The organism is Mycobacterium celatum (assembly GCF_002101595.1).
Lineage (GTDB): Bacteria > Actinomycetota > Actinomycetes > Mycobacteriales > Mycobacteriaceae > Mycobacterium > Mycobacterium celatum.
The window spans coordinates 111,565-130,156 of record NZ_LQOM01000024.1 but is presented as its reverse complement, the minus strand read 5'-3'; the positions used below and the strand labels follow the sequence as shown (position 1 = coordinate 130,156).

21 protein-coding genes and 1 pseudogene are annotated in these 18,592 nt (G+C 67.7%); 16 read left to right on the top strand and 6 right to left on the bottom strand.

Annotated features, from left to right (window positions below; all coding sequences use genetic code 11):
- The first annotated feature begins 49 nt into the window (after window positions 1-49).
- The 6 genes and pseudogenes from alr (at window position 50) to tsaD (ending at window position 4,832) form a co-directional block, all read left to right on the top strand.
- On the top strand, window positions 50-1,207 hold the full coding sequence (gene alr, locus AWB95_RS08545; RefSeq protein WP_099539726.1) for an alanine racemase: 1,158 nt from the start codon (window positions 50-52) through the stop codon (window positions 1,205-1,207).
- The gene (locus tag AWB95_RS08540) at window positions 1,204-2,304 is read left to right on the top strand and encodes an alpha/beta fold hydrolase (protein WP_062541397.1); all 1,101 of its coding nucleotides are present in this window, start codon (window positions 1,204-1,206) and stop codon (window positions 2,302-2,304) included. The genes alr and AWB95_RS08540 overlap by 4 nt, the downstream gene beginning before the upstream one ends.
- Entirely contained in the window at window positions 2,297-2,761 is a 465-nt protein-coding gene (gene tsaE / locus AWB95_RS08535; RefSeq protein ID WP_062541396.1) for a tRNA (adenosine(37)-N6)-threonylcarbamoyltransferase complex ATPase subunit type 1 TsaE, read from the top strand. The genes AWB95_RS08540 and tsaE overlap by 8 nt, the downstream gene beginning before the upstream one ends.
- A pseudogene (gene tsaB, locus AWB95_RS23675) lies at window positions 2,737-3,348 on the top strand (tRNA (adenosine(37)-N6)-threonylcarbamoyltransferase complex dimerization subunit type 1 TsaB); the annotation flags it as partial. The gene tsaE and the pseudogene tsaB, both read left to right, overlap by 25 nt.
- The gene (gene rimI, locus AWB95_RS23670; RefSeq protein WP_062541489.1) at window positions 3,328-3,810 is read left to right on the top strand and encodes a ribosomal protein S18-alanine N-acetyltransferase; all 483 of its coding nucleotides are present in this window, start codon (window positions 3,328-3,330) and stop codon (window positions 3,808-3,810) included. The pseudogene tsaB and the gene rimI, both read left to right, overlap by 21 nt.
- Window positions 3,807-4,832 carry a tRNA (adenosine(37)-N6)-threonylcarbamoyltransferase complex transferase subunit TsaD gene (tsaD, locus tag AWB95_RS08525; RefSeq protein WP_062541481.1) on the top strand — a complete coding sequence of 342 codons (1,026 nt, stop codon included), beginning with the start codon at window positions 3,807-3,809 and terminating at the stop codon, window positions 4,830-4,832. The genes rimI and tsaD overlap by 4 nt, the downstream gene beginning before the upstream one ends.
- Here tsaD and AWB95_RS08520 read toward each other — a convergent pair.
- On the bottom strand, window positions 4,829-5,452 hold the full coding sequence (locus AWB95_RS08520) for a C39 family peptidase (protein ID WP_232315755.1): 624 nt from the start codon (window positions 5,450-5,452) through the stop codon (window positions 4,829-4,831). The genes tsaD and AWB95_RS08520 overlap by 4 nt on opposite strands.
- Before the next feature lie 285 nt (window positions 5,453-5,737).
- Between AWB95_RS08520 and groES the strand changes: the two genes are divergently transcribed.
- Both groES and groL read left to right on the top strand, forming a co-directional pair.
- Window positions 5,738-6,040 carry a co-chaperone GroES gene (gene groES / locus AWB95_RS08515; protein WP_045384501.1) on the top strand — a complete coding sequence of 101 codons (303 nt, stop codon included), beginning with the start codon at window positions 5,738-5,740 and terminating at the stop codon, window positions 6,038-6,040.
- An 85-nt stretch (window positions 6,041-6,125) separates the two neighbouring features.
- Window positions 6,126-7,736, top strand: coding sequence for a chaperonin GroEL (groL, locus tag AWB95_RS08510; protein WP_062541483.1), 1,611 nt, complete (start codon window positions 6,126-6,128; stop codon window positions 7,734-7,736).
- Window positions 7,737-7,786: 50 nt separating this feature from the next.
- Here the strand turns inward: groL and AWB95_RS08505 are convergent, their stop codons facing one another.
- The 3 genes from AWB95_RS08505 to AWB95_RS08495 all read right to left on the bottom strand — a co-directional run bounded on the left by AWB95_RS08505 (window position 7,787) and on the right by AWB95_RS08495 (window position 9,634).
- The gene (locus AWB95_RS08505; protein WP_062541484.1) at window positions 7,787-8,554 is read right to left on the bottom strand and encodes an SDR family oxidoreductase; all 768 of its coding nucleotides are present in this window, start codon (window positions 8,552-8,554) and stop codon (window positions 7,787-7,789) included.
- Window positions 8,555-8,579: 25 nt separating this feature from the next.
- Window positions 8,580-9,230 (bottom strand): DUF1345 domain-containing protein, encoded by a 651-nt coding sequence (locus AWB95_RS08500; protein ID WP_062541485.1) that lies wholly within the window; start codon window positions 9,228-9,230, stop codon window positions 8,580-8,582.
- Window positions 9,231-9,292: 62 nt separating this feature from the next.
- Window positions 9,293-9,634 carry a DUF732 domain-containing protein gene (locus AWB95_RS08495; RefSeq protein ID WP_249025633.1) on the bottom strand — a complete coding sequence of 114 codons (342 nt, stop codon included), beginning with the start codon at window positions 9,632-9,634 and terminating at the stop codon, window positions 9,293-9,295.
- A gap of 123 nt (window positions 9,635-9,757) precedes the next feature.
- Here AWB95_RS08495 and AWB95_RS08490 point away from each other — a divergent pair, with 123 nt between their 5' ends.
- Window positions 9,758-11,287, top strand: coding sequence for an adenylate/guanylate cyclase domain-containing protein (locus AWB95_RS08490; RefSeq protein WP_062541487.1), 1,530 nt, complete (start codon window positions 9,758-9,760; stop codon window positions 11,285-11,287).
- A 64-nt stretch (window positions 11,288-11,351) separates the two neighbouring features.
- On the opposite strand, the gene AWB95_RS08485 is transcribed toward AWB95_RS08490, so the two are convergent.
- On the bottom strand, window positions 11,352-11,660 hold the full coding sequence (locus tag AWB95_RS08485; protein WP_083130053.1) for a WhiB family transcriptional regulator: 309 nt from the start codon (window positions 11,658-11,660) through the stop codon (window positions 11,352-11,354).
- Window positions 11,661-12,002: 342 nt separating this feature from the next.
- On the opposite strand from AWB95_RS08485, the gene AWB95_RS08480 reads away from it, so the two are divergent.
- The 5 genes from AWB95_RS08480 to AWB95_RS08460 all read left to right on the top strand — a co-directional run bounded on the left by AWB95_RS08480 (window position 12,003) and on the right by AWB95_RS08460 (window position 15,148).
- Window positions 12,003-12,818, top strand: a complete 816-nt coding sequence (locus AWB95_RS08480; protein WP_085168004.1) for a hypothetical protein — start codon at window positions 12,003-12,005, stop codon at window positions 12,816-12,818.
- An 88-nt stretch (window positions 12,819-12,906) separates the two neighbouring features.
- Window positions 12,907-13,485, top strand: coding sequence for a sigma-70 family RNA polymerase sigma factor (locus tag AWB95_RS08475; protein ID WP_062540354.1), 579 nt, complete (start codon window positions 12,907-12,909; stop codon window positions 13,483-13,485).
- Entirely contained in the window at window positions 13,478-14,422 is a 945-nt protein-coding gene (locus tag AWB95_RS23935) for an anti-sigma-D factor RsdA (RefSeq protein WP_062540352.1), read from the top strand. Before AWB95_RS08475 ends, AWB95_RS23935 begins: the two co-directional genes overlap by 8 nt.
- A gap of 77 nt (window positions 14,423-14,499) precedes the next feature.
- Entirely contained in the window at window positions 14,500-14,730 is a 231-nt protein-coding gene (locus AWB95_RS08465; RefSeq protein WP_062540351.1) for a hypothetical protein, read from the top strand.
- Window positions 14,720-15,148 carry a TA system VapC family ribonuclease toxin gene (locus AWB95_RS08460; protein WP_062540350.1) on the top strand — a complete coding sequence of 143 codons (429 nt, stop codon included), beginning with the start codon at window positions 14,720-14,722 and terminating at the stop codon, window positions 15,146-15,148. Before AWB95_RS08465 ends, AWB95_RS08460 begins: the two co-directional genes overlap by 11 nt.
- 12 nt (window positions 15,149-15,160) lie before the next feature.
- On the opposite strand, the gene AWB95_RS08455 is transcribed toward AWB95_RS08460, so the two are convergent.
- Complete coding sequence (locus AWB95_RS08455) at window positions 15,161-15,574, bottom strand: DUF5319 domain-containing protein (protein WP_062540349.1); 414 nt, start codon at window positions 15,572-15,574, stop codon at window positions 15,161-15,163.
- A gap of 131 nt (window positions 15,575-15,705) precedes the next feature.
- Here AWB95_RS08455 and guaB point away from each other — a divergent pair, with 131 nt between their 5' ends.
- Window positions 15,706-17,271 carry an IMP dehydrogenase gene (gene guaB, locus AWB95_RS08450; protein WP_085168002.1) on the top strand — a complete coding sequence of 522 codons (1,566 nt, stop codon included), beginning with the start codon at window positions 15,706-15,708 and terminating at the stop codon, window positions 17,269-17,271.
- A 105-nt stretch (window positions 17,272-17,376) separates the two neighbouring features.
- The gene (locus AWB95_RS08445; protein WP_099539728.1) at window positions 17,377-18,504 is read left to right on the top strand and encodes a GuaB3 family IMP dehydrogenase-related protein; all 1,128 of its coding nucleotides are present in this window, start codon (window positions 17,377-17,379) and stop codon (window positions 18,502-18,504) included.
- Window positions 18,505-18,592 lie beyond the last annotated feature (88 nt).

Sequence of the window (18,592 nt, the reverse complement as noted above, 5' to 3'; positions counted from 1 at the left end):
CAAATCTGCTGGCAGCGTGCATCAAGCCCACATTCGCGGCTCTGGGACAATGGCCGGGATGATAGTGACAACTCCGGGCCTGATCGCCGAAGCGATGGTCGACCTCGGCGCCATCGCCCACAACGTGCGGGTGCTGCGTGAGCACGCCGGCTCGGCGCAGGTGATGGCCGTCGTCAAGGCCGACGGCTACGGGCACGGGGCCACGCGGGTGGCCCGCACCGCACTGGACGCCGGCGCGGCCGAGCTCGGTGTCGCCACCATCGAGGAGGCGCTGGCGTTGCGCGCCGACGGCATCACCGAGCCGGTGCTGGCCTGGCTGCACCGGCCCGGCACCGACTTCGCACCGGCGCTGGCCGCCGACGTCCAGATCGCGGTGTCGTCGGTACGTCAACTCGACGAGCTGCTCGACGCGGTGCGCCGCACGGGCCGGACGGCGACGGTGACGGTCAAGGTCGACACCGGGATGAACCGCAACGGTGTTCGCGCCGCCGAGCATCCGGAGATGCTGGCCGCGTTGCGCCGCGCCCTTGCCGACGACGCCATCCGGCTGCGCGGCGCGATGTCGCATCTGGCCTGCGCCGACGAGCCCGAGCATCCCGCCAACGACCTACAGGCGGGGCGGTTTCGCGAGATCCTCACCGAGGCGCGCGAGCGTGGCGTGCCCTACGAGGTTGCGCACCTGTCGAATTCACCGTCGGCGCTGACCCGGCCCGACCTTGGCTTCGACATGGTGCGGCCCGGTATCGCCGTCTACGGGCTCAACCCGTTCTCCCAACGCGACGACCTGGACCTGGTGCCGGCGATGACCGTGAAAACCTTTGTGGCACTGGTGCGCCCGGTCCGCGCCGGGGAGGGCGTGTCTTACGGGCACACCTGGATCGCCGAGCGCGACACCAACCTCGCGCTGCTGCCCATCGGTTACGCCGACGGGGTGTTCCGGGCGCTCGGCGGACGCCTCGACGTGTTGATCAACGGCCGGTTGCGCCGCGGCGTCGGGCGGATCTGCATGGATCAGTTCGTCGTCGACCTCGGCCCGGGGCAGCCCGGCGTCGCCGAGGGCGACGAGGCGATCCTGTTCGGCCCCGGCACCCAGGGTGAACCCACCGCGCAGGACTGGGCCGACATGCTCGACACCATCCACTACGAGGTCGTCACCAGCCCGCGCGGTCGCATCACCCGGACCTACCGCGAGGCCGAAAACCGTTGAGCGGTGACGACGGGCGCAAGGCGCGCTGGTTGGCGGGTGCGGCCGGACTGAGCGCGGTGGGCACCATCGCCGCGGTATCGGTCGCCCGGCAGGTGACCCGCCGGGCCGTTGTCGACGACCCCTACGTCAACGAGAACTTCGAGGCGATCGACGGCGACCGCAGCTACGTGGTGACCACACCCGACGGAGTGCCGCTGGCGGTGCGAGAGGTCGGGCCGGTCGACGCGCCACTGACCGTGGTGTTCGCTCACGGATTCTGTCTTCGTATGGGCGCCTTCCATTTCCAGCGGATGCGGCTCTGCGACGAGTGGGGTCCGCGGGTGCGGATGATCTTCTACGACCAACGCGGCCACGGGCGCTCCGGGGAAGCGCCGCCCGAGACCTACACGATCGCCCAGCTGGGCAAGGACCTGGAGACCGTGCTACAGGTGATCGCGCCGCGCGGACCGATCGTGCTGGTCGGTCATTCGATGGGCGGCATGACGGTGTTGTCGCATGCGCGCCAATACCCCCAGCACTACGGCAGCCGGATCGTCGGCGCGGCGCTGATTTCCTCTGCGGCCGAAGGGGTTGCGAAATCGCCGCTGGGCGAGGTGCTGCAGAATCCGGCGCTGGATGCCATCCGGTTCACCGCCCGGTCCGCGCCCAAATTGGTGCACCGCGGCCGCCATGTGGCGCGGTCGCTGATCGGCCCGATTCTGCGGGCCGCCTCCTACGGCGACTTCAACGTCAGTCCCAGCGTGGTGGCGTTCTCGCAGAAGATGATGCACGACACCCCCATTCCGACCATGGTCGAGTTTCTGCACGCTCTGGAAACGCACGACGAGACCGCGGCGCTGCCCACGCTGGGCCGGATCCCGACCTTGATCGTCTGTGGCGATCACGACCTGCTCACCCCCGCCGAGTACTCACGCAAGATGGCAAGCGCGCTGCCGAACTGCGAGCTGATCATCGTCGGGCGGGCCGGCCATCTTGTGTTGCTGGGTAAGCCGGACCCGATCAACGGGGGCTTGGTCCGGTTGGTGAAGCGAGCCACCCCGGGCCGGCTGGCCGCGGTGACTCAGCGGTGGCGTGAGCGGGTCCTTCGCCGTGCCTGAGTCTGGAACTGCGACGCTGGAGCGCGTCGAAGACACCTTGGCGCTCGGATCGCAGCTGGGCGCGCACCTGCACGCCGGCGATGTCGTCGTGCTATCCGGTCCACTCGGCGCCGGAAAGACAGTGCTGGCCAAGGGAATTGCCGCAGCGATGGATGTCGAAGGGCCCATCACCTCGCCGACGTTCGTGCTGGCCCGGGTGCATCCGGCTCGGCGGGCCGGCGCGCCCGCGATGATCCACGTCGACATGTACCGGTTGCTGGATCACGGCGGAGCCGACCTGCTCGGCGAACTCGATTCGCTGGATCTCGACACCGATCTGCAGGACGCCGTCGTGGTGGTCGAGTGGGGAGAGGGCCTGGCCGAACGGCTTTCCGAGCGTCACCTCGACGTCCGCCTCGAGCGGGTCACCAACTCCGACGTCCGGATCGCGACCTGGCGGTGGAGCGGGCCGTGCTGATCCTGGCGATCGACACCGCGACCCCGGCCGTGACGGCCGGTGTCGTGCGCGACGGCGAGGTGCTGGCCGAACGGGTCACGGTGGACGCCCGCGCGCACGCCGAACGGATCACCCCGAATGTGTTGGCGGCGTTGGCCGATGCCGGCCTGGCGATGGCCGACCTCGATGCCGTGGTGGTGGGCTGCGGTCCCGGCCCGTTCACCGGTCTGCGGGTGGGCATGGCCACCGCGGCCGCCTACGGGCACGCCCTGGACATTCCCGTGTACGGCGTCTGCAGCCTGGACGCCATCGGCGGGCAGACCACCGGCGAGACCTTGGTTGTCACCGATGCGCGCCGGCGCGAGATCTATTGGGCGCGTTACGGCGACGGGGTCCGCATCGACGGCCCCGCGGTCAACGCCCCGGGCGACGTCGACCCCGGTGCCGCCCAGGCGGTGGCCGGCTCACCCGAGCACGCGGCGCTGTTCGACCTGCCGCACCGCGGCCCGACGCGCCCGACGCCCGGCGGGCTGGTGGCGGCGGTGACCGACTGGTCTGGTAGCCCGCCGCCGCTGGTGCCGCTGTACTTGCGCCGGCCTGACGCGAAAGCACCTGAGGCACAAGTCACTTTCGGCCCGCTGACGCCCGCCGACGCGCAGCGGTGTGCCGAGCTGGAGTCGTTGCTGTTTCCCGGCGACGACCCCTGGCCGAAGGCCGCGTTCCTGCGTGAACTGGCCGCCAAACACAACCGCTACGTGGCCGCGCGGGCCGGCGACCTGCTGGTGGGTTACGCCGGCATCTCCCGGCTGGGCCGCACACCGCCGTTCGAGTACGAGGTGCACACAATCGGCGTCGACCCCGCTTACCAGGGCCGAGGGATCGGCCGTCGGCTGCTGAACGAACTGCTGGACGTCGCCGACGGTGGCGTCGTCCACTTGGAGGTGCGCACCGACAACGAGGCGGCGATCGCGCTGTACCGCAGCGTCGGATTCACCGACGTCGGCGTGCGACAGCGCTACTACCGGGTCAGCGGAGCTGACGCCTATACGATGAGACGAGACCCCGCATGAGAACCATCCTCGCCATCGAAAGCTCTTGCGACGAAACCGGTGTCGGCATCGCCCGGCTCGACGCCGACGGCGCCGTGACCCTGCTCGCCGACGAGGTGGCCTCCAGCGTCGACGAACACGTCCGGTTCGGCGGCGTCGTACCCGAGGTCGCGTCGCGCGCGCATCTGGAGGCACTCGGCCCGGCCATGCGCCGCGCGCTGGCCACCGCGGGCATCAAGCGGCCCGACGTCGTCGCGGCCACCATCGGGCCGGGACTGGCTGGCGCACTGTTGGTGGGAGTGGCTGCGGCCAAAGCCTATTCGGCTGCCTGGGACGTGCCGTTCTACGCCGTCAACCACCTGGGCGGGCACCTGGCGGCCGACGTCTACGAGCACGGGCCGCTGCCGGAAAGCGTGGCGCTGCTGGTATCCGGCGGGCACACCCACCTGCTGCATGTGCGCTCGCTAGGTGAGCCGATCGTCGAACTGGGCGCCACCGTCGATGACGCCGCCGGCGAAGCCTACGACAAGGTGGCCCGCCTGCTGGGGCTCGGCTATCCGGGCGGCAAGGTGCTCGACGACCTGGCCCGCACCGGCGACCGCGACGCGATTGTGTTCCCGCGCGGCATGACCGGCCCGCGCGACGATCGGCACGCCTTCAGCTTTTCCGGGCTCAAGACCGCCGTCGCCCGCTACGTGGAGAGCCATCCCGACGCGTCGACCGCCGACATCGCGGCTGGCTTCCAGGAGGCGGTGGCCGACGTGCTGACCATGAAAGCCGTCCGCGCGGCAACGGAACTCGGTGTTTCCACCCTGCTGATCGCCGGGGGAGTGGCGGCCAACTCGCGATTGCGCGCACTAGCCGAAGAGCGTTGTGCCACAGCCGGATTGACGTTACGGATCCCGCGGCCCCGGCTGTGCACCGATAACGGTGCAATGATCGCCTCGTTCGCCGCGCACCTGCTGGCCGCCGGGGCGCCGCCGTCGCCGCTGGACGTGGCCAGCGATCCGGGCCTGCCGGTGGTGAAAGGCCAAGTGCGCTAGCGGCCGGTTTGCCGGGTGACGATCAGCAGGTTGTTGCCGGTGGCCCAGGCTTGCGTGAAGGTGGCCATGGGGATCTGCTCGTCGCGGCCGTTGGGGGTGCCGCTGTCGTTGAGGTGCACGATGTTGGTGCGGGTGTCGACGCCGGTGACGACGACGGCGTGGTCGGCCGCGGTGCGCTGACCCTTGCCGGGCGGATAGTTCCAGATGGTTTCGGCGTTGAGCCCGGCGATCACCTTGTGGCCGCCTGCCAGGTCCTGCTCGAGTCCCTCCATGGTGTTACCGGTGGTGAGGTCGGATTGGATGCCGTATTTCTCGAGCAGCACGACCAGATCTTCGGGCGATGTGCCGTCGAAGAAGTAGATGCTGCCGCGGTGGGCTTCGCTTTTTGTGAAAATGCCGCGTAGCTCGATGCCGACTTGGGTGGGTTCGCGGCCTGACAGCTGGCCGACCACGTCGGCGACGGCCATCAGACCGCAGTCTTCTTGATGCTGGTAGCGCCAATAGGGAGCGGCGGCCCCCGGGTCGCCGTACATCTGGCCGTTCGGGTCGGCGTGCGCGACCCCGGCCAGTCCGATGAAGGCAGCGACGATCAGCGGGGCCAGGACAGCGGGGCGAGTCATGGCCACCATTATCAGCCCCGTCCGCGAGCGTGCTGAGTGTCGCAGTCACATGCGGGTGAACACCGGGTTTGTGCACGCTCGCGCCAACGGCGGCCTGAAGCACCAGGGGAGCCTTGAGTGCTAGCACTCTCGTGTATAGAGTGCTAGGTGGCAATCGGACACACCCTGGTGTCGGCACCCGCGACGACGACGCGAGGGCACGGACGAATGCCGAAGCACCTGGTAATTCGGACAGTCCGGGGCGACCGCCCCGGACCTGCTACCAACTAGTGGAGGGCTCCAATCGTGGCGAGCGTGAACATCAAGCCACTCGAGGACAAGATCCTCGTACAGGCCAACGAGGCCGAGACCACGACCGCGTCCGGTCTGGTCATTCCCGACACCGCCAAGGAGAAGCCGCAGGAAGGCACCGTCGTCGCCGTCGGCCCCGGCCGGTGGGACGAGGACGGCGAGAAGCGGATTCCGCTCGACGTGTCGGAGGGCGACACCGTCATCTACAGCAAGTACGGCGGCACCGAGATCAAGTACAACGGCGAGGAGTACCTGATCCTGTCGGCGCGCGACGTGCTGGCTGTCGTCTCCAAGTAGCTAGAGGCGTGTTCCGCCCCGGCGATCCCCGCGCGAATGCGGGTGATTTCCGGGGCGGACCGCTCTACAGAGACAGGAAAGACTGATGAGCAAGCTGATTGAGTACGACGAAACCGCCCGGCGCGCCATGGAATTGGGCGCCGACAAGCTGGCCGACGCGGTGCGGGTCACACTTGGGCCGCGGGGGCGCCATGTCGTGCTGACCAAGGCCTGGGGCGGACCGATCGTCACCAACGACGGCGTCACCGTGGCCCGCGAGATCGACCTGGAAGACCCGTTCGAAAACCTGGGCGCCCAGTTGGTGAAGTCGGTGGCCACCAAGACCAACGACGTCGCCGGCGACGGCACCACCACCGCGACGGTGCTGGCGCAGGCGCTGATCAAGGGCGGGCTGCGGCTCGTCGCTGCTGGCGCCAACCCGATCGCCCTGGGTTCGGGCATCGGCAAGGCCGCCGACGCGGTGTCTGAGGCGCTGCTGGCCTCGGCGACCCCGGTGGCGGGCAAGACCGGCATCGCGCAGGTGGCCACCGTGTCGTCACGGGACGAGCAGATCGGCGAGCTGGTCGGCGAGGCGATGACCAAAGTCGGCCACGACGGCGTCGTCAGCGTGGAGGAGTCGTCGACGCTGACCACCGAGCTGGAGTTCAGCGAGGGGATCGGTTTCGACAAGGGCTACCTGTCGGCGTACTTCGTCACCGATTTCGACGCGCAGGAGGCCGTGCTCGAGGACGCCCTGATCCTGTTGCACCGCGACAAGATCAGCTCGCTGCCCGACCTGCTGCCGCTGCTGGAGAAGGTCGCGGAAGCCGGCAAGCCGCTGCTGGTCGTCGCCGAGGACGTCGAAGGCGAGGCACTGGCCACGCTGGTCGTCAACGCCATCCGCAAGACGCTCAAGGCCGTCGCGGTCAAGGCGCCGTACTTCGGGGATCGCCGCAAGGCGTTCCTCGAGGACCTGGCGGTGGTCACCGGCGGTCAGGTGGTCAACCCCGACGTCGGGCTGCTGCTGCGCGAGGTCGGCCTCGACGTGCTGGGCACGGCCCGTCGCGTGGTGGTCACCAAGGACGACACCGTGATCGTCGACGGCGGCGGCACCCAGGAGGCCATCGCCGATCGGGCCAAGCAACTGCGCTCGGAAATCGAGACCACCGACTCCGACTGGGACCGCGAGAAACTCGAGGAGCGGCTGGCCAAGCTGGCCGGCGGGGTTGCCGTGATCAAGGTCGGCGCCGCCACCGAGACCGCGCTCAAGGAGCGCAAGGAAAGCGTCGAGGACGCCGTCGCCGCCGCCAAGGCCGCGGTCGAGGAGGGCATCGTGGCGGGCGGCGGAACCGCGCTGATCCAGGCCCGCAAGGCGCTGGGTCAGCTGTCGCTGTCCGGCGACGAGGCGCTCGGCGTCGACGTGTTCTCCGATGCCCTGAGCGCGCCGCTGTACTGGATCGCGGCCAACGCCGGGTTCGACGGTTCAGTGGTGGTAAACACGGTCGCCGGATTGCCTGCCGGGCACGGGTTCAACGCGGCGACGTTGACCTATGGCGATCTGGCCGCAGACGGGGTCATCGACCCGGTCAAGGTCACCCGCTCCGCGGTGCTCAACGCCGCCTCGGTGGCCCGGATGGTGCTGACCACCGAAACCGCAGTTGTCGAGAAGCCGGAGGAAGAGGCCGAGCACGACCACCACCACGGTCACGCTCACTAGGTAGCTCTGCGCAAGCGCCCCCGGTCTCAAAGCGCCGGGGGCGCTTCGTTTCACCAACAGGTGTAGCCGCCGTCGATCACGATGTCGGAACCGGTCATGTAGCTCGACGCGTCGCTGGCCAGATAGAGGTATATGCCGACGAGTTCCTCCGGTCGGCCCAGGCGTCCGAGCGGGATCTTCGGCTCCCACGAGGCGTGGTATTCGGCGTAGGGCTCCACGAGTTCGGTGAGAATGTAACCTGGGCTGACGCTGTTCACCCGGATGTTGTGGGGCGCGAACTCCACCGCCATGGCCTTGGTGAGGTGGATGACAGCTGCCTTCGAGGCGCAGTAATGGCCTACCTGCTGCGGGGTGTTGACGATGTGGCCCGACATCGACGCCGTGGTGATGATGCTCCCCGCGCGCCGCCGCGCGACCATGGCCTTCGCCGCGGCCTGCGCGGTGAGGAAGACACCGTTGACGTTGGTGTTCTGGATGCGCTGAAAATCCTCCAGCCGCATATCCAGCAAGCCGTTGAAGTCGATGATTCCGGCATTGCACACCGCGATGTCGATCCCGCCCAATTCGCCGTCGACTCGGTCCAGCATCGCGTCTACCAACTCCGGCTGGGTGACATCGCAGCTGATGGGTACCGCCGTCCCGCCGTCGGCAACAATCTCCGACGCCAGTTTCTGCAGCGGCTCATGACGTCGGGCCGCGATCGCCACAGCGGCCCCGGCTTGCGCGTAGGCCAGCGCCACCTGCTTGCCGATACCGCTTGAGGCGCCAGTCACGAGAGCGTTCTTGCCATGCAGCGCAAAGAGATTCAGTATGCTCACTCGCGCTCACAACCCTTCCGCTCGATCAGAACTTAGAACCCAATCCGGCGATCAGGTTGATGGTGACCGCCAAGACGACCGCGCCGAGGAGGTAGGACAGCAATGCATGGCGCAACACCGTTGCCCTGATCGAAGTCAATCCGATCTCGGTGTCCGACACCTGAAAGGTCATGCCGACGGTGAAGGCGACATACGCGAAGTCCCGGAAGCGGGGTAGCTCCGGGTCGTGGAAGTTGATTCCACCCGGCTCGCCCGAGTAGTAGAGCCGCGCGTAGTGCACCGTGAACAGTGTGTGCACGGCAAACCAGGATGCCGCGACGGCCAGAATGCCGACCACGGCGGCTTCGACCGCTCCGGCGCCCGAGCGCGACGCGGCGGCGACCACATAAGCGACCCCGCCCAGGCTCGCGACGCTCGCCGACATGATGACCGCGTCGGATGCCCACCGGGTGGGATCCTCCCGGGTCGCATATCTGCGGGTTTGATCGGCATCCATTCCGCCCAGGATGAGTCGCGTCCAGACCACGTAGACACCGGCGGCAACGACCCAGCCGCACAGCGCGAAGCGCCAGCCGAGGGTGTTAGCCACCGCGAGAGCGACGGCAATTCCGGCCGCGGCGGCGACCACTATCCGAACCGCGACTGTGTCGCGGAACAACGTAACGAGCGATTCCACAATCCCGAGCTAAGCACCAGCAGATGGCATCCGCTGCGACGGCCAAACGCGCGCTCAGACCGTTACAGCGTGTCGGGACACAGATTGTGTTGTGCGGCCTGTATCAGCATTCGGCCGGTACCGGCATCGTTCGGGCTCAACTGTCCAACCAACTGGTCCGGTGACTCTCCCAGATGCAGTCTGTTGCAAGCCATATAGCCTTGCGCCACAAGCACGCCGTCAGGCATCTGCTGGCCTCCAACAGACCAACCCTGGAAGCCACTGGCCTGAAGTTCGTTGAGGAATCCTTGGTCGTCGGCATGAGCCGCCGGTGCGCCGATCAAACCAGCGGCGAAACCTGCCGCGGCGATGGTCCCGACTAGAAGCTGTTTTCTCACGGTGCTATCTCCTGCTCGGTCCAACATTGACGCGACCGTAACAGCCGCCTTTCCTTTGGAGGGCTGTTCCGCAATTACTGGCACAGTCGACGGGGGCAGCTGCTCTACAAAAGACGCAGTTCAGCGATCATTTGCGTTTACTCTCCCAGCATGGACCGCATCTTTCAGTGGGCGTGGGATCGCTACGGGTCCAGATACTCGTGGGCACTCTGCGCCTTGATGTATCCGTTGTCGCTGCCGGTCTTTTTGCTCTGGTCATTCATCATTGTGGCCTTCGAACGGTCCGGTCACTACGGCGAAGCGGCCGTCTTCACGGTTGTCGCCGTCGTGGTGCGGGCGTACGTGCTTGTTCTTCCTGGAATGAAGGGGATGCGCCTGGTCGAGCAGTGGGCCACGGGGTGCGCGGTCGATCCGACGACGGTATTAGGCGCCACATATGCATATGCTCGGCGGGCGGTTGGCCGGACAGTCGGGTCCGACGCGGTTTGGACTGCTCTATTCATGGTTGCTGTTGGTGCGATCGCCGGGGCAACTGGGCCGCGGCTGGTTCAGTACGCGATCCTGGGCGTCGCGATCGGCGTGGCCAACATGCTGATCTCAGTGCACAGCTTCGCGGAAGGAGCGTTGCGGCCGGCCCGAGTGGCCATCTCCAGCCATACCGGCATAGGTGACTCACTGCCTCGCTCTCGCCCGACTTTCGCCAATTGGACGAACATGTCCATGATCATGACGGCGTTCGCGTCTGTCATTTCGGGCGCAATGCTCGCAGCCATATTCGATCTGGCTGCATACGGCCCCGCGCTCGCCGTGGCGATAGCGTGTGCGTACACGCTCGGCGTCTCGACACCGATCGCGGTGGCCGCCTCGTTCGCCCCGGCCCTGCAACCGATTCGCGATCTTGCCGAAGGCACCAAACGCGTCGCGGCTGGCGACTACAGCCAACGACTGCCAGTGGTCCAAGACGACGACCTCGGCGCACTTGCGGCGTCCTTCAACCGCATGCAGGCGGGATTGGCTGAGCGGCAACGACTTCACGCCGCATTCGGCACCTACGTCGACCCAGCCTTGGCGGCGCGTCTTCTCGAACAGGGTGACGATGTCTTCACCGGCGAGCGCCGCGAAGTCACCGTGATGTTCATCGACATCCGCGACTTCACGCCGTTCGCCGAAGCCAATACCGCCGAGGACACCGTCGCCCGGCTCAACGCGTTGTTCGAGATCGTCGTGCCCGCCGTCGTCGACGCCGGAGGGCACGTCAACAAGTTTCTCGGCGACGGTGCGCTGGCCGTCTTCAACGCCCCCAACGAGCTTGCCCACCATGCCGACGCCGCCGTAAATGCAGCGGTTCTGATTCACCGCCTCGTCGCCGAGCGATTCGGCGGCGCGCTGCGGATCGGTATCGGGATCAACACCGGCGTGGTGATCGCCGGAACCATCGGCGGCGGAGGCAAGCTCGAGTTCACCCTGATCGGCGACACCGTCAACGTCGCCGCGCGCGTCGAGCAGCTCACCAAGACCACCGGTGACGCGATCCTTCTCACCCAGCAGTCGGTCGACGCACTGGCCTCTCGACCACTCGGACTGGCCGACAGAGGATTTCATCCGCTGAAGGGCAAGTCCGCCGCCGTGCAGGTTTTCGGCCTCGACCCGGTGGGCGACCCGCTTGCGTTACCTCACTGACGAACAGACGCGAAGGTCCGCGACACGCCGCGCGTGCGGGGGCTTTTGCGGCTGCTCGCGCAGGCTAGGCGGTGCGGCGGATCCCGCGCGAGCGGCCCATGTCGCGCTTGAGCAACAGGTCACGCTCGGTTTCCGACAGGCCGCCCCAGATACCGTACGGTTCGCCGACTTCCAGCGCGTGGCTGCGGCACTGCTCGATCACCGGGCAGCGCCGGCAGAGTTCCTTGGCCCGCCGCTCGCGTTGCATGCGAGCACGGCCGCGTTCGCCGTCGGGATGGAAGAACACCGACGAATCCACACCCCGGCAAACACCCTGCAGTTGCCATTCCCAGATATCCGCGTTGGGCCCCGGTAGCTGTTCCGGCTGTGGCATGAAAATCCCTCTCTACACGCGCATGTGGGGACCAGTTGTGATCACGTAAATCGTCAACTGATTCGAGCGGTGTCGCCGATGACTACCCGTCTGCATTAAAGGTAGGGGTGCCGATGAAATTCCGTCAATAGCAGTGCAAGCTGCCGAATATCTAACTGTGCCTTGAGAATTTACTTTTCGTTCATCGCCGCGATGCTGTTGCCAAGGGCGCAGCGTGCTACCGCGAACTCGCTCTATGTCGCGATTTGCCTGTTCGCGCCGGGGCCGGATGGGACGTGCAATTTCCGATGCGGGTGCAGCGGTTAATATCGCCGTAACGCAGAAACCACAGACTTTTAACTAATGCTCACAGTGATTGATATCTCTTCCGATCCAACGGTCGAGGCAACCTTGGCCGCGGCCGCGTTCGGCGACGAGCCCGGCCGCTGGCCCCTGCCTACCGCCAGGACGCCGCAGCAGCTTTGGCTGCGCTCGATCGCCGCGGGCGGGCAGGGCCGCTACGGCAGTGCCCGCAGCGACCTGGCAACGCTGCTCCGCCTTGTCCCGGCGGGCCGGCTTGCCTCGCTGGCACACAGCACGCAGGGGTCGTTCCTGCGCCAGCTCGGCTGGCACGGGCTGGCCCGCGGCTGGGACGGTCGCGCGTCAGCGCTCGCCGGCGACGATCCCGAGGCCGCGGCCGACGCGCTCATCGGGCTGGGCGCCGACGCGCTCGGCGTGGGCCGATTGGCCGCCTCGGCGACGTTGCTGAGCCGTGCCGAGCCGCTGACCAAGGCGGCCGCCGTGCACCGACTCCAGGTGCGCCGGGCGTGGGTTGCGGCTGAGTTGGCGATGGCATCCGGCGACGGCCACACCGCTGTCAGACACGCCGAAATCGCAATCGAATTGGCTTCAGCCGGATCGAAGCGCCACCAGGCCAAGAGCGACGTGGTGTTCGCCGCGGCCCTGTGCAGCGCCGGGGACGTTGAAAAAGCGCGTGCCGTCGGTGATGCCGCACTGGAGACCACCGCCAATTTGGGTCTGGTGCCGCTGCGCTGGGCGGTGGCGTGCTTGCTCGTCGACCTCGGAAGTGCAACGCGCACAAGACAACAGCTGCATGAAATTCGCGACGGGTGCGCCGAACAGGTGCGCCACGCCGGGGGCGCTTGGAGCATGCGCTAACCCCGAAACCGCGTATCGGCCCTTATGGTTTAGCTGTGCCACCGCGCCGGGCTACGTCCGGTTCGTAACGTTGGAGATGCCGCGGTCGATGACAACCCAAGAAGAACGTCTCGACGCTGTTGTCGCTGACGCTGTGGCAGGAGATCGGGACGCGCTTCGCGAAGTGGTGGAGACGATCCGCCCGATCGTCCTTCGGTACTGCCGCGCGCGGGTGGGCACGGTCGAGCGGGGTGGCCTGTCGGCCGACGATGTGGCGCAGGAGGTGTGCTTGGCGGCCATCACGGCGCTGCCGCGCTATCGGGATCGCGGGCGCCCCTTCCTGGCCTTTGTGTACGGCATCGCCGCGCACAAGGTGGCCGACGCGCATCGTGCCGCCGGTCGCGACCTTTCCTATCCCGCGGAGTCGCTGCCGGAGCGCCGGTCGGTCGAGGCGGGACCCGAGGAAATGGCGATCGAAGCCGATTCCGTCACGCGGATGAACGAACTGCTCGAGGTGTTGCCCGACAAGCAGCGCGAGATCCTGATCCTGCGCGTGGTGGTCGGGCTGAGTGCCGAAGAGACCGCCACCGCCGTGGGCAGCAGCGCGGGTGCCGTCCGGGTGGCGCAACACCGCGCGCTGGCGCGGCTGAAGTCCGAGATCGTCGCGGCAGGACGTGACTATGCCTGATCTCAGTCAGCCCGACCTGGCCGCGGTGGCACGCACCGATCGGCTGATCGACGCACTCGCGAACCGTCGCCCGGTCGACCTCAGTGATCCCGGCGACGAGGCGCTGGCCGTGCTGCTGGCGGATTGGCGGGACGACTTGCGGTGGCCACCGGCAAGCGCGCTGGTGTCCGACCGCCAGGCGGTCGCTGCGCTGGAACGGGGATTGGCCGAACGGCCGACCGGCCGCCGTCGCCTGGCACTGGTCGGGTCGGTGGCCGCGGCCCTGCTGACGCTCGGTGGGTTCGGCGCCATGGTGGGCGGGGCCCAGCCCGGCGACGCGCTCTACGGCGTGCACGCGATGTTGTTCGGTGAGCCGCAGTCGGCGCACGACGACCGTGTCGAGCTAGCCGCCAAAACCGAGATCGAGCAGGTGCAGCAGATGATCAGCCAGGGCCAGTGGGATCAGGCCCAGGACAAGCTCGCGGCGCTCAGCACCAGCGTGCAGAGCGTCAATGACAGCACCCGTAAACAGAATCTGATCGACCAGGTGAACCAGTTGAACGCCAAGGTGTCCACCCGCGATCCGAACGCGACCGCTGCACCCAGCTCGTCGCCGAATCCCGTTGTCGCACCGGTGACTTCGACGACGGCCTCCGTCAGCAGTTCCGACACCAGCGCTGAGACGACGACGTCGCTCCCGACGGCGACGACGTCGCTTCCGACCACCACGACCAGCCCGGCCGCGACGACTCCGACCCCAAGCGCCACCCCGACGTCGTCGCCATCCGCTGTCGCATCGACCTCACCGACGTCGCCAAGCCCAGCCTCGACGTCGTCGACCGCCACCTCGTCACCCGCGGCCGCGCCGACCGCGTCGGCCACCACGCCGCCGACCTCAGCTGAAACATCGGGGCTCGCGCAACCGCCCTCCCCGGCGTCGACGTCCACACGCCCCTGACCTGGCCGGGATCCCTTAGGCATGCTGATGCGGCTAACGACGCATCATGATGCACTGGCGCGGGATACCATGGCGCTATGCGAACAACCGTGGTGATCGACAGCGATGTAGCCGCCGAAATCGAACGACTGCGTCGTACCGGAATGGGCCTCAGCGAGGCCCTGAACTTTCTGGCGCGACGAGGCATGGCCAACGAAAGCGCCACCACCAAGGCCGGCAAATACCAGCACCGAACTTCAAAAATCGGCTTGAAAGTTGACGTCACAAACGTTGCCGACGTGCTTGAGCTACTCGACGATGATCGTTGATGCGAATCTGCTGCTCTACGCTGTCGACGAGAACAGCAGCCATAACGCGGCGGCCGCAGCCTGGCTGCAAGAAACCCTTCAGGGTGATAGCCGAATTGGACTGCCCTGGCAGACGATTGGCGCGTTCCTGAGGATCGTCAGCCATCCGCGAGTTACCGAGAACCCATTGTCGGGCGCTGAGGCTTGGAGGTACGTAGAAGAGTGGCTCGCCGTTCCAGTGGTCTGGATCCCGCCGGCTAGCGAAAACACCGCAAGCGTTTACGCGAGACTATGCGCACAAGTCGAGATCACGGGCAATCTCGTTCCCGATGCTCAGCTGGCCGCTCTCGCGATCGAGCACGGAGTCGAAATAGCCTCTGCCGATACAGATTTCATGCGCTTTCCTGGTCTTCGCTGGACGAACCCGTTGGCCGCGTGACCAAACCCGGACTCAACGCCGCCCGTGAAACCCCTCGGTGTCTGACGTCGCCTCGTTCAGCGAGGCGTCGGCGTAGCCGCGGCAGTAATCCCACGTGACGTAGGCGTCCGGCTCGGGGTCATAGGCCGGCTCGTGGGGACGGACAGTGCCGTCGACCAGCAACTGCAGCAGGTTGGCGCGCAGCATGTCCCAGTCGTGGTAGTGGTCCTGCTGACATTCGTCGCAGCAAACCACCAAACCGCGAATCCCCTTGTGCGCCAACAAAGCCTCGTAGACCGCCAGGTCGGCCAGGTCGGCTTCTACCGCCATCCGCTCCTGCGGGTCCAGTGGCTGACCGGGCTCGACGTCGTCAAGCGCCGCCGACGGATCGCACGGGTCGTCGGCAAACGGATCGGGCGGCAAACCCGGTGGGAGGTAGTCGCGCACGCCTCCACATTACGCAGCCCCACAGGCATCGCGCCAGCGGATCACCGGCGGCCCGGCGCGCGTCGTCGCTGCCCGCCGCTGAGCCGATAGGATGGGATTCTCACTCCGCCTGCGTATGGAGGACCCCGGCGATGTCCACCGACGACCTGATTGTCAGCCCGTACGCCCGCGTCGGTGGGATCCCCGAGGATGCGGTGCCCACCGGCGGTGACGATCCGCACAAGGTCGCGATGCTCGGCCTGACTTTCGACGACGTCCTGCTGCTGCCGGCGGCCTCCGATGTGGTGCCCGCCACCGCCGATACCTCCAGCCAGCTCACCAAGAAGATCCGGTTGAAGGTGCCGCTGGTCAGCTCGGCGATGGACACCGTCACCGAGTCGCGGATGGCGATCGCGATGGCTCGCGCCGGCGGCATGGGCGTGCTGCACCGCAACCTGCCCGTCGCCGAACAGGCCGGGCAGGTCGAGACCGTGAAGCGCTCGGAGGCCGGCATGGTCACCGACCCGGTCACTTGCCGCCCGGACAACACGCTGGCCGAGGTCGATGCGATGTGCGCGCGGTTCCGGATCTCCGGGCTGCCGGTGGTCGGCGACTCCGGCGAGCTGGTCGGGATCATCACCAACCGGGACATGCGCTTCGAGGTCGACCAGTCCAAGCAGGTCGCCGAAGTGATGACCAAGGCGCCGCTGATCACCGCCCAGGAAGGTGTCACCGCCGACGCGGCGCTGGGCCTGCTGCGCCGGCACAAGATCGAGAAGCTGCCGATCGTCGACGGCCGCGGCCGGCTGACCGGGCTGATCACCGTCAAGGACTTCGTCAAAACCGAGCAGCACCCCAACGCCACCAAAGACAGCGACGGACGGCTGCTGGTCGGCGCGGCCGTCGGCGTCGGCGACGACGCCTGGGTGCGCGCCATGACCCTGGTCGACGCCGGTGTCGACGTGCTGGTCGTCGACACCGCACACGCGCACAACCGGCTGGTGCTCGACATGGTCGGCAAGCTCAAGGCCGAGGTGGGCGACCGGGTCGAGGTGGTCGGCGGCAACGTCGCCACCCGGTCGGCGGCGGCTGCGCTGGTCGAGGCTGGCGCCGACGCGGTCAAGGTCGGGGTGGGCCCCGGGTCCATCTGCACCACGCGGGTGGTCGCCGGCGTCGGCGCCCCGCAGATCACCGCGATCCTGGAGGCGGTGGCGGTGTGCGGCCCGGCGGGTGTGCCGGTGATCGCCGACGGCGGGCTGCAGTACTCCGGCGACATCGCCAAGGCGCTGGCCGCCGGTGCGTCGACGACCATGCTCGGGTCGCTGCTGGCCGGCACCGCCGAGGCGCCCGGCGAGCTGATCTTCGTCAACGGCAAGCAGTACAAGAGCTACCGCGGGATGGGGTCAATCGGCGCCATGCAGGGCCGCGGCGAGGGCAAGTCGTACTCCAAGGACCGCTACTTCGCCGACGACGCGCTCTCCGAGGACAAGCTGGTGCCCGAGGGCATCGAAGGCCGCGTGCCGTTCCGCGGGCCGCTGGCGACGGTGATCCACCAGCTCACCGGCGGGCTGCGCGCCGCGATGGGCTACACCGGGTCAGCCACCATCGAAATGCTTCAGCAGGCGCAATTCGTCCGGATCACCGCGGCGGGCCTCAAGGAAAGCCACCCGCACGACATCACCATGACCGCCGAAGCGCCCAACTACTACGTGCGGTGACCGGGTCCCTTAGCGCCGAGATCGACGTTTCGCAGGTCGCTTCTCGGACTTCTCCTGCAAAATGTCGATCTCGCAAAGAAACGAGGGTGACGTCCGATGCGTGACATGGTCGAGATCGGCTTGGGCCGCACCGCCCGCCGCACCTACGAGCTCGCCGACATCAACATCGTGCCGTCTCGGCGCACCCGCTCGTCGCAAGACGTGTCGACCGCCTGGCAGCTGGATGCCTACCGGTTCGAGATCCCCGTCATCGCCCATCCCACCGACGCGCTGGTGTCCCCGGAGTTCGCCATCGAGCTCGGCCGGCTCGGGGGGCTCGGCGTGCTCAACGGCGAGGGCTTGATCGGCCGGCACGCCGACGTGCAGGCCAAGATCGCGCAGGTCATCGAGGCGGCGGAAAAGGAGCCCGAGCCGTCGGCAGCGATCCGGCTGCTGCAGCAGCTGCACGCCGCGCCGCTGGACCCCGAGCTGCTGGGCGCCGCGATCGCCCGCATCCGCGAGGCCGGGGTGACCACGGCGGTGCGGGTCAGCCCGCAAAACGCCCAGACATTGACCCCGTCGCTGCTGACCGCCGGGGTTGACCTGCTGGTCATCCAGGGCACGATCGTCTCCGCCGAACGCGTCGCGAGCGACGGCGAGCCGCTCAACCTCAAGACGTTCATCGCCGAGCTCGACGTGCCGGTGGTGGCCGGCGGGGTGCTCGACCATCGCACCGCGCTGCACCTGATGCGCACCGGCGCGGCCGGCGTCATCGTCGGCTACGGATCGACGCGGGGGGTGACCACCAGCGACGAGGTGCTCGGCATCAGCGTGCCGATGGCCACCGCGATCGCCGACGCCGCCGCCGCCCGGCGCGAGTACCTCGACGAGACCGGTGGGCGGTACGTGCACGTGCTGGCCGACGGCGACATCCACACCTCAGGCGAGCTGGCCAAGGCCATCGCCTGCGGCGCCGACGCGGTGGTGCTGGGTACACCGCTGGCCGAGGCGGCCGAGGCGCTCGGCGACGGCTGGTTCTGGCCGGCCGCCGCCGCGCACCCGTCGCTGCCGCGGGGTGCTTTGCTGCAGGTCGCGTTCGGCGAACGGCCGCCGCTGCGGAAGGTGCTGAGCGGCCCGTCCGACGACCCGTTCGGCTCGCTGAACCTGGTCGGCGGCCTACGGCGCTCGATGGCCAAGGCCGGGTACTGCGACCTCAAGGAATTCCAGAAGGTCGGCCTGACCGTCGGCAGCTGACCCCGGCGCGGCCCGCCGAGAGTGAACCTAGGTTCACGTTGGGGCCCGTGTGTGAACCTAACTTCACGCTCGAGCGCGTGGGCTGAGA

What these genes read in the sequence shown, in the direction of transcription:
- alr (WP_099539726.1), top strand. Translation starts at nt 50, where the DNA reads ATGGCCGGGATGATAGTGACAACTCCGGGCCTGATCGCCGAAGCGATG.
- tsaD (WP_062541481.1), top strand. Translation starts at nt 3,807, where the DNA reads ATGAGAACCATCCTCGCCATCGAAAGCTCTTGCGACGAAACCGGTGTC.
- AWB95_RS08520 (WP_232315755.1), bottom strand. Translation starts at nt 5,452, where the DNA reads ATGACTCGCCCCGCTGTCCTGGCCCCGCTGATCGTCGCTGCCTTCATC.
- groL (WP_062541483.1), top strand. Translation starts at nt 6,126, where the DNA reads ATGAGCAAGCTGATTGAGTACGACGAAACCGCCCGGCGCGCCATGGAA.
- AWB95_RS08495 (WP_249025633.1), bottom strand. Translation starts at nt 9,634, where the DNA reads ATGTTGGACCGAGCAGGAGATAGCACCGTGAGAAAACAGCTTCTAGTC.
- AWB95_RS08490 (WP_062541487.1), top strand. Translation starts at nt 9,758, where the DNA reads ATGGACCGCATCTTTCAGTGGGCGTGGGATCGCTACGGGTCCAGATAC.
- AWB95_RS08485 (WP_083130053.1), bottom strand. Translation starts at nt 11,660, where the DNA reads ATGCCACAGCCGGAACAGCTACCGGGGCCCAACGCGGATATCTGGGAA.
- AWB95_RS08480 (WP_085168004.1), top strand. Translation starts at nt 12,003, where the DNA reads ATGCTCACAGTGATTGATATCTCTTCCGATCCAACGGTCGAGGCAACC.
- AWB95_RS08475 (WP_062540354.1), top strand. Translation starts at nt 12,907, where the DNA reads ATGACAACCCAAGAAGAACGTCTCGACGCTGTTGTCGCTGACGCTGTG.
- AWB95_RS23935 (WP_062540352.1), top strand. Translation starts at nt 13,478, where the DNA reads ATGCCTGATCTCAGTCAGCCCGACCTGGCCGCGGTGGCACGCACCGAT.
- AWB95_RS08465 (WP_062540351.1), top strand. Translation starts at nt 14,500, where the DNA reads ATGCGAACAACCGTGGTGATCGACAGCGATGTAGCCGCCGAAATCGAA.
- AWB95_RS08460 (WP_062540350.1), top strand. Translation starts at nt 14,720, where the DNA reads ATGATCGTTGATGCGAATCTGCTGCTCTACGCTGTCGACGAGAACAGC.
- guaB (WP_085168002.1), top strand. Translation starts at nt 15,706, where the DNA reads ATGTCCACCGACGACCTGATTGTCAGCCCGTACGCCCGCGTCGGTGGG.
- AWB95_RS08445 (WP_099539728.1), top strand. Translation starts at nt 17,377, where the DNA reads ATGGTCGAGATCGGCTTGGGCCGCACCGCCCGCCGCACCTACGAGCTC.